This is a genomic window from Deltaproteobacteria bacterium, assembly GCA_005879795.1.
Lineage (GTDB): Bacteria > Desulfobacterota > Binatia > DP-6 > DP-6 > DP-6.
Genome location: VBKJ01000058.1, coordinates 1 through 11,538 on the forward strand (window position 1 = coordinate 1; position 11,538 = coordinate 11,538).

Annotated in this window: 9 protein-coding genes, 2 pseudogenes and 1 riboswitch; of the genes and pseudogenes, 6 read left to right on the forward strand and 5 right to left on the reverse strand. The window is 70.0% G+C overall.

What is annotated here, in order from left to right:
- Nucleotides 1–296 precede the first annotated feature (296 nt).
- Entirely contained in the window at nucleotides 297–884 is a 588-nt protein-coding gene (locus tag E6J59_03125) for a DUF1295 domain-containing protein (protein ID TMB22795.1), read from the forward strand.
- Nucleotides 885–1,071: 187 nt separating this feature from the next.
- On the opposite strand, the gene E6J59_03130 is transcribed toward E6J59_03125, so the two are convergent.
- Entirely contained in the window at nucleotides 1,072–1,362 is a 291-nt protein-coding gene (locus E6J59_03130; GenBank protein TMB22796.1) for a hypothetical protein, read from the reverse strand.
- Nucleotides 1,363–1,417: 55 nt separating this feature from the next.
- Nucleotides 1,418–2,683, reverse strand: coding sequence for a porin (locus E6J59_03135; protein ID TMB22797.1), 1,266 nt, complete (start codon nucleotides 2,681–2,683; stop codon nucleotides 1,418–1,420).
- A gap of 709 nt (nucleotides 2,684–3,392) precedes the next feature.
- Between E6J59_03135 and E6J59_03140 the strand changes: the two genes are divergently transcribed.
- Nucleotides 3,393–3,668: a hypothetical protein gene (locus tag E6J59_03140; protein ID TMB22798.1), complete on the forward strand. Its 276-nt coding sequence runs from the start codon at nucleotides 3,393–3,395 to the stop codon at nucleotides 3,666–3,668.
- A 441-nt stretch (nucleotides 3,669–4,109) separates the two neighbouring features.
- Here the strand turns inward: E6J59_03140 and E6J59_03145 are convergent, their stop codons facing one another.
- The 3 genes from E6J59_03145 to E6J59_03155 all read right to left on the reverse strand — a co-directional run bounded on the left by E6J59_03145 (nucleotide 4,110) and on the right by E6J59_03155 (nucleotide 6,398).
- Entirely contained in the window at nucleotides 4,110–4,478 is a 369-nt protein-coding gene (locus E6J59_03145; protein TMB22799.1) for a hypothetical protein, read from the reverse strand.
- A gap of 25 nt (nucleotides 4,479–4,503) precedes the next feature.
- On the reverse strand, nucleotides 4,504–5,799 hold the full coding sequence (locus E6J59_03150) for a porin (protein ID TMB22800.1): 1,296 nt from the start codon (nucleotides 5,797–5,799) through the stop codon (nucleotides 4,504–4,506).
- Between the two features lie 152 nt (nucleotides 5,800–5,951).
- Nucleotides 5,952–6,398 carry a MaoC family dehydratase gene (locus E6J59_03155; protein ID TMB22801.1) on the reverse strand — a complete coding sequence of 149 codons (447 nt, stop codon included), beginning with the start codon at nucleotides 6,396–6,398 and terminating at the stop codon, nucleotides 5,952–5,954.
- 360 nt (nucleotides 6,399–6,758) lie between these two features.
- Nucleotides 6,759–6,880: riboswitch (cobalamin riboswitch) on the forward strand.
- 173 nt (nucleotides 6,881–7,053) lie between these two features.
- Between E6J59_03155 and E6J59_03160 the strand changes: the two genes are divergently transcribed.
- The 4 genes and pseudogenes from E6J59_03160 (at nucleotide 7,054) to E6J59_03175 (ending at nucleotide 11,538) form a co-directional block, all read left to right on the forward strand.
- On the forward strand, nucleotides 7,054–9,072 hold the full coding sequence (locus E6J59_03160; protein ID TMB22802.1) for a TonB-dependent receptor: 2,019 nt from the start codon (nucleotides 7,054–7,056) through the stop codon (nucleotides 9,070–9,072).
- A gap of 250 nt (nucleotides 9,073–9,322) precedes the next feature.
- Nucleotides 9,323–10,747, forward strand: coding sequence for a hypothetical protein (locus E6J59_03165; protein ID TMB22803.1), 1,425 nt, complete (start codon nucleotides 9,323–9,325; stop codon nucleotides 10,745–10,747).
- Nucleotides 10,744–11,412 (forward strand): annotated as a pseudogene (locus E6J59_03170) (hypothetical protein). Before E6J59_03165 ends, E6J59_03170 begins: the two are co-directional and overlap by 4 nt.
- 30 nt (nucleotides 11,413–11,442) lie before the next feature.
- Nucleotides 11,443–11,538 (forward strand): annotated as a pseudogene (locus E6J59_03175) (thrombospondin).

The following is an 11,538-nucleotide window of genomic DNA, read 5'->3' on the forward strand; positions in this document are numbered from 1 at the left end:
CCTCCAGCCTCGGCCTCGCCCTCATCCAGCGCATTGTGGATGCGACGGTCTAGCCTCGGCTGGGCGGAGGCTGTCACACCGGCCGAGATACCCGTTCGGCCATCGAGCGAACCGGCCTCGTCATCGAGCGCTGCCGCGAGTTCATGTTCCGGCCTTGCGCCCTGCTCTTCCCCTCGGCACCGTACATCCTCGGCGTCGCTCGCCGGCCGTGAGGTGATCCGAATGATGCCGCTCGTCGACTCGTCGCGTTCGAATCAGCGCCGCTCCACCCGAGTCGCGGAGGGCACGAGGTAACGATGGCCGAGGGGTTCCGCCTGTATTTCCTGGTCTACTATGGGCTCGGAATCGTGGTTGCCCTGATCACGGTGGCGACCGACTACCTTCGCTCGGCGCCGGTCGGGCAGCGACCGGAGGGTGCTGGAAGGCATCTCCTTCCCCTACTCGTGTTGGTCATGCTGTTGTTGCCGCCGTTCCTGATCTTCTTGCGGGCAGGCGAGATCGAAGCGGAGTGGGTGCCGGTGCGGATCCTTGGCGTCGCCATGAGCCTCTACACCGCCGGAATGGAACTGTGGGTTGCCACTGCGCTCGGGCGCTTCCTCGTCGCTCGTGCGGTTGTCTTCCAGGATCATGCGCTCATCACCCAGGGTCCATACCGTTTTTTGCGCCACCCCGACTACTCCGGCCTCCTGGCGCTGTGGCTGGGCGCCGGCCTGGGAAGCCTGAACGGCTGGCTGGTCATGCTCTTCCCGCTCTTCGTCATCGGTTTGTCGATGGAGGCGCGCTTGGAGGAACGCCTGCTGGAGTCGAAGTTCGGGGAGACGTACAGAGTCTATGCGTACGGCAAGCGGCGCTTCGTCCCCCAGCTGGGGGTCCGAGCCCTGTGAGGCAGACTGCCAGCGCGCCGTCTTCGAGGTCGGGGTCAGCACCGGGCTCAACTTCGACCTCTACAGGGACATACGCGGACTCGTCGATCGTCGCGGTGTGGCGGGAGCGGTCGACACTACTCCTCGTCCACCGCCGGACGGTGCAGGCGCGACCAGCGATCTCGCGCCGGACGCGGCGGCGGCCCACTCAGGGCGACGACTTGGGGGCCCCTTTCGCGGCCGCCTCGTGCGCGGCCGCCATCGCGTCGTTCTCCTCGGCGAGCTTGCGGTAGTACCCGGCGATGTTCCGGCAATGGGTGGCCCAGTCACCCTTGGCGCCGATCGCGCTGTACTGCTTCGCCATGGCATCGTGCTCGTCAGCGCGCGCCCGCATCACGTTCGCCTCGGCGCGGTAGCGTGCGGCCAGCGCCCGGTGGTCCGGCTCCATCATCTCCGCCGCCCTGGCCAGCGAGCCAAGGATGGTGAGCGCCAGGGCCATGGTCACAAGCGCCGGCATCGCTCTCATTCGCCACCTCCTTGCCGTCGAGAAGCGCTTAGAAGTACAGAACCGTCCCCAGACCGACCGTGTGCTGGTCCTTGCGGTCGCGGAAGGCCTTCCCCTGCGTGAAGAAGTTCGCGTCCGAGACGTCGTAGCGGTACTCGGGGCGCACGAGGAGATGCGTCTTCTCGGGCAGGTCGATCCGGTAGTTGAGGGTGAGCGTGACCTCGCCCACCGTCTGTGGCACGCCGGTCGTGAAGCCGTCGGGGTCGTTGTAGATTTCGGCGCGGAACGCCGGCTCGAAGGCATCGGTCACCTTGTAGCGGAAGACGCCCATGATGCCGTCCCACCACGTGTCCTTCTTGCTGAAGACGTTGCGCTCGTAGCCGACGTCGGCGCTGAGGAGGATGTTGAAGGGGTCGATGGGATTGAGCGAGAGGCCGAGGTCCAGGAGGTGGCGGTAGTGGTTGTCGTTGTCGCGCTGCTCGGGGCCGCCCAGGTACTGCGCGTACATCGAGACGCGGGGATTGGGCGTCCAGCCGATGGCGGGCCCGATCGTCTTGCCGCCGTTGTTGTCCTTGTAGGTGACGTTCCAGCCCTGCAGGACGTAGAACTCCGTGTAGAGCGTGTCGGTCCACGGGTAGTTGAAGCGGAAGCCGAAGTCCTGGAACGGGATGCCAAAGGAGTAGAGGTAGCCGTGCGAGAAGTTGTTGTTCTTGATCGACTCGATCGTCTCGCCGCCGATGTGGGTGACGAACTTCCCGAAGTCCACCCGCAACCCCTTGCCGACCGGCGCCACGTAGCCGATCGAGTAGTGGGAGAGGAAGCGGTCGGCGTCGCCCAGCACGTCCTCCTTGTGCCCCGGGCGGCCGAGTGCCTTGTTCACGGTGTTCCAGATGATGTCGTAGGTGTCGCCCCAGTTGACGTCCAGCTTGAAGCCTACCGCCTGCGGGTCGAGCCAGCTCGAGAGCTGGGGAACCTTCTCCAGCTCGACCTCCAGGATGGTGAGCGTCGGCCGGTTGCGGTGGACATCGAAGGTGCGGCCCTCGATCGAGAGGTCGCGGGCCTTGATCGCCGACAGGCCCTGGTTGGCGTTCACCGTGTCCTTGTCGGCCGCGTTCGAGCTGTAGACGAAGTACGACTCGGCCCAGCCGCGGATCTTCCAGTTCTTGAAGAAGTCGTTGCCGCTGAGCTCACCCAGGTCCTTGGTGGAGCTCTCGCTCCAGATGCCGTTCACCTCGGCGGCGCGTCCACGGCCGGCGAACGTCAGCGCGATGACCGCTGCCAGGACGAGCCTCCCCCTTGGTCGCCGTTCGTTCATGCGAGCCCTCCTCCCGCTGGTCTGCAGTGGTTCGGCCCACCAGACGCAACCCCTGTGCCAGCGCTTACTTGCTCAAAAGCTACACGATCGCCAGCGGGGGGTCCGGGGCCTCGCCGCGCCGGAGAGACATGCCGGGGGAGCCGCGTGATGGAGCGGACGACGCGGCCTCGGGCCGAGGCCGAGCACGCCGAAGAGTGGCTTGCCGTGATGCACGAAAGGGCCTAGCCTCATGGCCGTGCGGCGGTACTCTTTTCCAACTCTTCAGCTCGCGTTGCTGATCACCGTCGCCGTGCGGAGCGTCTACGCTGCGCCCGCAGGCTCCACGGCGCAGCTCAGAGCAGCCCGCTGCTGCGCGACTCACTGCAGCCGTTGCAGCCATAGACCAGGAACTCCCCAGTCAGATGCGTGCTGCGGGGTAACCTCTCAGGCCAACGACGCAGCCGTTCTCCTACCGCGCCCCGCGCTCCATCCGCAACTGGCCGTCCACTCGCTTCCGCCGTCGCGGTGGGTCCGTCACCAGGAGTCGGCGGCTTCGTCGGCGGCCGCGGTGAAGTTCGGCATCCACGGCCCACCGCTCTTTCTGAAGGTCCGCAGTCTGCGACTCTGATCGGGCTCCCTCGAACCGTACGGCCCGCAGGTGGGTCAGCTGCCGCGGGCAAGCTCGTCGCAATTGCGAGCTGTCGAATCGCACTGAGAAGGGAGACTCGTTATGAAGCACTACGAGACTGGGATCGCGCTCCTACTGACATTTGCTGCCTCCACCGCGCTCGCGGTGGCGCCACCGGCTGGCCCGCGCAGAGACGCCCTCGCGAAGGCTGAGGCCCGCGTCGGACAGCTGGCCGGCCAGACGAAGGGTGGCCCACAGCAGCGGCTTCTTCTCGAGAGGGAGAAGATCCGCCGGCTGATCGAGGACATCGACGCAGGCAGGAGCGTCGACCCGTCGGAGATCGACCGGGCCCTGCAGAACGCAGAGCGCGGGTTCTAGAGCCGTCCTAGCTTACGCGGTGAGCGGGATCGTTGGCTCCGACGAGGCTCCCCAGGGCCTCGCCGCGGGCACAGGAGTCGAGCGCCTGCTCGGCTCGTCGTAGCTCCACGACCGCCGAGGTTCGATCCCCTTTGGCCAGGTAGGCGCGGGCGCTTCGAAGGTGGGTGACGTACCCCGGACAGCTCGCCGGGGCAGTCCCCACCTCGGCCCTGGCCGGTCCGACTACGAACCAGGTGGCCGCCACGACCGCGACCACCGCGCAGCGCGCGCGAACGAAGCAAGCTCTTCCCATGTCGGCTGCCACGAGCAAGCCCTGTGCCGCGCCCCGATGTTGAGAAGTCGAGGGAACTCAGAAGCGTGTCCGTCGCGGTGCCTAATCCGAGAGCCAGGACTGCTTGAATACGCAGCAGACGACACGACGGTGGCGGCGAGTCCACGCCCCTACTTCTTCGTCTCCTTGGCAGCTTCGCGCTCGGCCTTTGCGAGCGCCTCGAGCTCGTCGGCCATGCTCGTGTAGGACTTCACCAGCGCATCGCAGTGCTGGTCGAAGTGGAGCTTCTCGATGAGAGGGCCGCCCGCCTTCCGGTAGGCGTCGGCCATCTTCTTGTGCTCTTCGGCTTTCGCCCTGGCTGCCTTGGCTTCCCGCTCGTAGTGCGCCGCGAGCTTCTCGTGCTCGGCAAGCGTCTTGGCCGCGGTGATCATCTCCGGCATGCTCATCTCGTGCTTCGCGAACGCTCTGATGGTGGGCAGGCTGAAGGACGCGAGCAGGGCGACGAGTGCTGCACCGAGAATCAGTCCGCTCTTCCGCATGGGAGTCCCCCCTCTCGAGCCGTCGTCAGTTGAAGACGTAGGTGACGTTGAAGCCGACGATATCCTGACCGTCGGTGAACTTCGTTATCGGAATCGGGCCGGTGCTGCTGTTGACCTTCCCGGGGCTGTCCTTTGGGAAGGCGTCCCCCTTTGTCGACTCGTCGTGGCGGTACTCGATCTGACCGTAGAGGTGCTGGGTGATCAGGTACTTTCCTGTCAGCGTGCCCTCGTAGAACGAGCCTACGGTTCCCGTCCGCGTGCCGCCGTGGTCCTCGAACCACTCGCCACGGACGGCCGCCGAGACGCGGTCGGTGAAGGCATAGTTGGCGACGGCCGCAAACCCCTGCCACAGGGCGGCCTCGTTGCCCGCCGCCGCTGCGTCCTCGTGTCCCCAGTCGTAGTTGAGCAGGAGGGTGAGCGGGGGCGTCGGCTTGATGGTGGCTACAAAGTCGAGGATGCTGCGCTTGTTGCCGGTCTTGTTGGTCTGTTCGGGGCCCCAGATGCCGCTCCCGGACAGCGCCAGCATGTCGTTCACCGCGTAGGTGACGTTCCCGATACCGCTCCAGCCCTGGTTGTTGCTCTGGACCTTGTCCCAGCCTTCGATGGCGCCGCCGGTCACGGAGATCTTGTCGGTGAGCGGGTAGCTCACGAGCGCACCGGTGTGGGTGAACGGAATCGCGAAGCTAAAGAGGAACGACCGACTGTAGTTGTAGTTGGACCACGGCTCGATGACCTCGGCGCCGAGGAGGGTGACGAACTTCCCACCCTTCACCGAGAGGCCCTTCAGGAACGAAGGGCCGTCGTCGGGCATGGCCCACTGGAGGTAAGCCTGTTGGACCTCGAAGTCGTTGGTCTCGAACGTGTCGCCGTGCTTGACCGCACCGTTTCCGTTCCAGTCCGCCTTGATGTCGCGCGCGACCTTGCCGGAGTCGAGCTTCAGGTCGAAGCCCGGGATGAACCAGCCGTCACTAGGACGGGACATGTCGAGCTGCCCGAGGACGGGGACCCCATCGTTGTGGTGCTCCAACGAGTGCAACGCGATCAGGCTTCCCGAACGGGGCTTGTTGAAGTCCCACGTGTAGGCCTCGGTGAACCCCGCTGCGACGTGGATCTTGGTCGCGTCCTCAATCCTCTTCTGGGTGCCCGTGATGTAGTTGTCCTCGAAGTCCCGGAGCGGGTCGAGGAACGTGTCCCACTGGCCGCGCGTCGGGTCGGGCGGCGCCTTGGCTTCTTCCTCCGCACGGGCCGCCGTCCCCCCGGCCAGGCCGGTCGCGGCCAGGGCCGCTGCGAGACACCCGATCATGAGCGTACGATTTCGCATTCGAGGCCCTCCCTCCTTCGAATTGCAGTGGTTCAGCCCTTCGTCGCAAGGCACATGCCAGATGCTCACTTGCTGAAAAGCTGTATCATTGCCAGTGGGGGTCCGGGGCCTGCCCAATCGCGCGGCACGCCCGCCCAAAACTTTGGCTCGGGTCAGGTCGGTCGACGCGGGATGAGCACCCGCCGGCGGAGCGACAGGACGCGCTCGCCCCGCTGGTTCACTGCCCGGGTCTCGACGTAGACCACCCCGCGGTCGCTCTTGGTCGTGGACGGGGTGACCTCCAGGATCTCCGACTCGGCGTAGATCGTGTCGCCGTGGAAGGTGGGACCGAGGTGCAGGACCTTCTCGTACTCGAGGTTGGCGAGGGCGTTCTCGCTGATGTCACGCACGCTCATGCCGACGGTGAGGGCGAAGACGAGCGTCCCGTTCACCAGGCAGCGGCCGTGCTGGCTCTGGCTCGCGAAGTGCTCGTCCAGGTGCAGGGGGTTCGTGTTCATCGTGAGGAGCGTGAACCAGGTGTCGTCGAAGTCGCGGATGGTGCGGCCGGGCCAGTGCTTGATCACCTCGCCCACACGGAAGTCCTCGAGGTACCGTCCCATACCGCCGGCTTATCGGGATTCGACCCAGCGCCGTCAAGCTGGCGAGCGGCGGGTGCCCTCTGCTATACGCGACCGGTGGCGGCGCGAAAGCGGACGCGAGCGCGTGCAGGTACGCGCACGGCGCGACCTGTGCGGAGCGCGGCGGCGCGCGCCGTCGAGCGCGTCCTCGGCTCGGCGGACGCGTTCGCGCTGCTCATCCGGCGCCTCGAGGCCACCGGCTGGCGCGTCGAGCGCGACGTGTCGTCTGCGAGCCGGGCGGTGGAGGGACCACCCGCCCAGGCGCCATCGGCGCGGGAGCGCTAGGCACCTTGACAGGGCGCGCACACGCGCGCTAGAGCGCGACTCGACATCAGTCGGGTCAGGGAAGGGGGTGCGAAGCCCCCGCTGCCCCGCAGCTGTAAGGGGGGACGAACCCGGTCGCGACCACTGCCCTTCGGGGTGGGAAGGGACCGGGCGAGGATGATCCCCGAGCCAGAAAACCTGCCCGGCTGAGGCCAGCAGAGGGTCCTTCCGCGGGGAAGGAGCTGGGTGGGTTCCGCGAGCGGCCTCGGCCGCCGGCGCGTGCCTTTCCGCCTCCTCGTTCGCGGCGGGCAGAGAGGCTCCGAAGACGTCGCACCGACCCGCATCGTTCCTCGTCCTGGCGCTCGCCGCCACCGTGGCGCGCGCGCGGGCCGCGGAGGAGCGGCGTGAGGAGCCGCTCGGCGAGGTCGTGGTGACGGCGCCGCCGGCGCGGGAGTCGGTGCCGGCGCGCGACCCGACCGCCTTCGCCACGGTCGTTGACACGACCTCGGCGCCGACCCGGGTGGAGACGCTCGCCGAGGCGCTCGCCGACACGGTCGGCGTCCAGGTGCGCCGCTTCGGCGGCCTCGGCGACTTCAGCACGGTCTCGATCCGCGGCTCCTCGGCCGGGCAGGTCCAGGTCTACCTGGACGGCGTGCCGCTCGGCCGCGCCCAGAACGAGACCGTCAACCTGGCCGACCTACCCCTCGACGCGGTCGATCACGTCGAGGTCTACCGCGGGACGACGCCGCTCGCCTTCGCGCAGTCCGGGCCGGGCGGCATCGTGAACGTCGTGACGCGCCGGCCTGGGGACACGCCGCTGACGGGCGCCAGCGTCTCCTACGGCTCCTTCACGACGCGCAAGGTGGACGTCGCGCGCAGCGCGCGCGCCGGTGACTTCGACTACCTCGCCTTCGCGCACTACCTCGGGAGCAAGGGCGACTTCAGCTTCCTGAACGACCTCGGCACCACCGCCAATCCGGCCGACGACCGCGTCGAGCGCCGCCGCAACAACGCCTTCGACCTGGGCGACCTGACCGCGCGCCTCGGCTGGCGGCCGGAGGGCGGCCCGCTCGCGGCGGCGCTCACCACCGATACCTTCGCGAAGGACGAGGGCGTGCCCGGCGTGGGCAGCGTGCAGGCACGGGACACGCGCCTCCAGACCCTCCGCCAGCTGGCACACCTCGACCTCGACCTGACCCCGGCCGCCGGCCTCCCGCTCGCCGCGGGGGGCGGCGCCTACGTCCTCTACGAGCGGCAGGCGTTCCGGGACCGGCGCGGCGAGGTCGCCCTCGTGCCCGTCGACGTCGAGGACGAGACCACCGCGAGCGGCGTGCAGACGCTCGTACGGGGCGCGCTCGGCGCGCACCAGGTGCCGGGCCTCTTCCTCGCCGCGAGCCACGAGCGCTTCGCCGAGCGCGATCGGCTCGCCCCCGGCGCGGAGCCGGACCGCACGCGGCTCCGCGCCACGGTCGCCGCCGAGGACGAGCTCCTCGCGGCCGGCGAGCGGGTGTCGCTGGTGCCCGGGCTCCGCTGGGAGGTGTTCCGCGACGACTTCCCGGGCGGCACCGGCGTGCCGGTCGCGCTCCGGACGCGCGGCGCCCGCGTGCGCGACTTCCTCTCGCCGCGGCTCGGGCTGCGCGTCGCGCCGCACCCGGTGCTCACCCTGCTCGCGAACCTGGGCCGCTATGCGCGCGAGCCGAACCTCTCCGAGCTCTTCGGTACACGCGGGGTCATCGTCGGCAACCCTCGCCTCCGGCCGGAGACGGTGTTCAACCGCGACGGCGGCTTCCGCCTCGCCGCGCCGCCGCTCGGGCCGCTCGCCCACGCCGCTCTCGAGTACGCTTACTTCGACAACCAGATCGACGACCTCATCATCCTGGTCCAGAACTCGCAGCGCGTCGTCCGCCCCGAGAACGTGACCTCGGCCGCGGTCTGCGGGCACGAGGTGAGCGCCCGCGGACGGCTCTGGGAGCGGCTCGGGCTCACCGCCAACTACACCCACCAGCGCGCGCGCGACACGGGCGAGGTCACCTTTCTCCGCGGCAAGCAGCTCCCGGGCCGTCCCGCCGACGAGGCGTTCGCGCGCCTGGAGCTCGCCTGGTCGCCGGCGCATCCGCTGCCGCTGGTACCCCGGCTGTGGCCGGGGCGGCTCTTCTACGAGGCCAACATCATCGCCGACAACTTCCTGGACCGCGCCAACGTGCGGCAGGTCGGGAGCCGCGTGCTGCACGACGTGGGGCTCGAGCTCGCGCTCCCGCTCGGCGGCGCCCGCCTCGCGCTCGAGGCCAAGAACGCGGGCGACGACCGCACCCGCGACGCGCTCGGCTTCCCGCTCCCGGGCCGGGCGCTGTTCGCGACCGTGTCGTACGGGCTCGGCGGAGGCGCGCCGTGAGCGAGCTCCGGCTCCGCTTTCTCGGCTCGGGCGACGCGTTCGGCAGCGGCGGCCGCTTCTTCCCGGGCTCCGCGCGCCGAGAAGAAGGTCCGCTACCACCTCGACTACCGGACGCTCCGCGCCGAGCGCGCCCGGCTCGGGTGCACGCGCCTCGTCCTCACCCACATGAGCGACGACATGCTCGCGCCCGCCTGGGCGAGGTGGACATCGAGGTCGCAGAGGACGGGCGGGTCATCACGCTGGCAACGACATGACGCTCCTCCTGGCCGCCGCTCTCCTCTCGCTCGCGCTGCCCGCCGGCGCCGCGGCCCCGCTCGCGTGGCGCGTGACCGGCGCCGAGACGCCGGGCCGCGCTGTCTGCCTGGACGGCGACGCGCGCTGCGACCGCGACGGCACCGCCGACGGCGCCTGCACGTTCGGCGTGGCCCTCTGCCCGGGCGGGGCGACGAGCGTTCGTGTACGCGGCGCCGGCGCCGCGGCGCTGAGGCGGGCGCTCGCTGCGCTCGCTCCGCCCGCGACCTGCACGGCCGAGGTCGCGGTGCGCGTGCGCGCCGGGCGGCGCGCGCGCGCGAGCGCCGCGGCGCGCGACCCGACTTCGGGCCGGACCGAGCGCCGCCGCCTGCGTCTCGCCTGCGTGCGCCCACCCCGCCCCCACGCGGCGCGGGCCGTGATCGTCACGACCGACTTCGAGACCGGCCTCCTCGCCACGGTGGGCGTGCGGCCGCCGCACCGGGTCGCGCACCCCGCCCCGCCCATCCACTCCGACGCGGTCGTGCGCGTGGCGGGCGAGCGGGTCTACGTCGTGAACCGCTTCCTCGGCGACAACCTCCAGGTGCTCGACCCGGTGCGCGGGCTCGCGACCCTGCTCGAGTGCTCCACCGGCCCCGGCTCGAACCCGCACGACGTCGCCGTGCTCGCGCCCGACAAGGCCTACGTCACGCGCTACGACGCGAAGGAGCTGTGGGTCGTCGACCCGTCGGCGGCCTCGTGCGCGGGGTTCCTGCGCGGCACGGTCGACCTCTCGCCGTGGGCGGACGCGGACGGCATCCCCGAGATGGACCAGATGGCGCTGGTCGGCGATCGCCTCTTCGTGAGCCTCGAGCGCCTCGACCGCACGCGCCGCTTCGCACCCGCCGGACGGAGCCGTCTCGCCGTCCTCGACACCGCGAGCGACGCGGTCGTGGGCGTCGTCGAGCTGACCGGCGCGAACGCCTTCGGTGACTCCTCGGGCCTCGCGCGCGAGCCGGGCAGCGGGAAGCTCGTGGTCAACGAGGCGGGCGACATCCAGCGAACCGGCGACGGCGGCCTCGAGCGCGTCGATCCCTTCACGCTCACGGCGGAGGGGTTCTTCGTCACCGAGAGCGACCTGCGCGGCAACATCACCGACTTCGTGCTGGTCTCGCCGACCAAGGGCTACGCGATCGTGATCGACGAGCAGCTGCGCAACATCCTGCTCGCCTTCGACCCGAGCGAGCGCGTCGTTACGCGGCGGCTCCTCACGCGCACGCAGTACCTGCCCGACATCGCGCTCGCGCCCGACGGCATCCTCTGGGTCGCCGACGACAGTCTCCCCGCGCCGGGCATCCGCCTCTTCGACCCGCGCGACGATCGCGAGCTGACCCGGGGCGCGATCGATGTCGGCCTCCCGCCCTTCTCGATCGGGTTCATCCCATGAGGCGCGCGCTGCCGTTCGTCCTCCTCGTGCTTGCCGCCCCGGCCGCCGCGGAGCCGTTCGCGGACCGGGTCGTCAGCTACACGATCGGCGCGGGCGGGGGCTGGCGCGCGGCGGATCTCCCGGGCGTGGTCCTCGGCGGGCCGCGCGGCGCGGGCGCGTTCCAGGGCTCGAGGGACACCTTCTCGCTCGGCCTCGGCGGCTCGATCGTCCTCGAGTTCACGGACAACGTGGTGGTGGACGGGCCGGGGCCGGACTTCACGGTCTTCGAGAACCCGTTCCTGGTGCACGGCACGACCACCGGGGCGCCTTATGCCGAGCCCGGCACCGTGTCGGTGAGCGCCGACGGCGTCCACTGGGCGACGTTCCCGTGCGCGCTGAACGCGCCGCCCTACTACCCGGGCTGCGCGGGCGTCTACCCGGTGTTCGCGAACGCCGACGACCCGGGCGCGCCCTCGCCGCTCGTGCCGACGACCACGCCGATCGAGGACCTGGTGGGCGTGCCGGTCGATGCCTTCACCCCGCCGCCGGGCTCGGGCGGCGACTCCTTCGACCTGGCTGCGGTCGGCCTGCACGCCATCCGCTTCGTCCGCATCGATGGCGGCCCGATCGAGGCGGGTTCCGGCTGGCTCTCGGGCTTCGACCTGGACGCGATCGCCGGCGTGCACTCGGTCGACACTGCGGGCCTCGCGGACACCGACGGCGACGGCATCCCCGACGTCGCCGACGATTGCCCGGCCGTCGCCGACCCCGAGCAGCGCGACGGCGACCACGACGGCGTGGGCGACGCCTGC

What these genes read in the sequence shown, in the direction of transcription:
- E6J59_03125 (TMB22795.1), top strand. Translation starts at nt 297, where the DNA reads ATGGCCGAGGGGTTCCGCCTGTATTTCCTGGTCTACTATGGGCTCGGA.
- E6J59_03130 (TMB22796.1), bottom strand. Translation starts at nt 1,362, where the DNA reads ATGGCCCTGGCGCTCACCATCCTTGGCTCGCTGGCCAGGGCGGCGGAG.
- E6J59_03135 (TMB22797.1), bottom strand. Translation starts at nt 2,683, where the DNA reads ATGAACGAACGGCGACCAAGGGGGAGGCTCGTCCTGGCAGCGGTCATC.
- E6J59_03140 (TMB22798.1), top strand. Translation starts at nt 3,393, where the DNA reads ATGAAGCACTACGAGACTGGGATCGCGCTCCTACTGACATTTGCTGCC.
- E6J59_03145 (TMB22799.1), bottom strand. Translation starts at nt 4,478, where the DNA reads ATGCGGAAGAGCGGACTGATTCTCGGTGCAGCACTCGTCGCCCTGCTC.
- E6J59_03150 (TMB22800.1), bottom strand. Translation starts at nt 5,799, where the DNA reads ATGCGAAATCGTACGCTCATGATCGGGTGTCTCGCAGCGGCCCTGGCC.
- E6J59_03155 (TMB22801.1), bottom strand. Translation starts at nt 6,398, where the DNA reads ATGGGACGGTACCTCGAGGACTTCCGTGTGGGCGAGGTGATCAAGCAC.
- E6J59_03165 (TMB22803.1), top strand. Translation starts at nt 9,323, where the DNA reads ATGACGCTCCTCCTGGCCGCCGCTCTCCTCTCGCTCGCGCTGCCCGCC.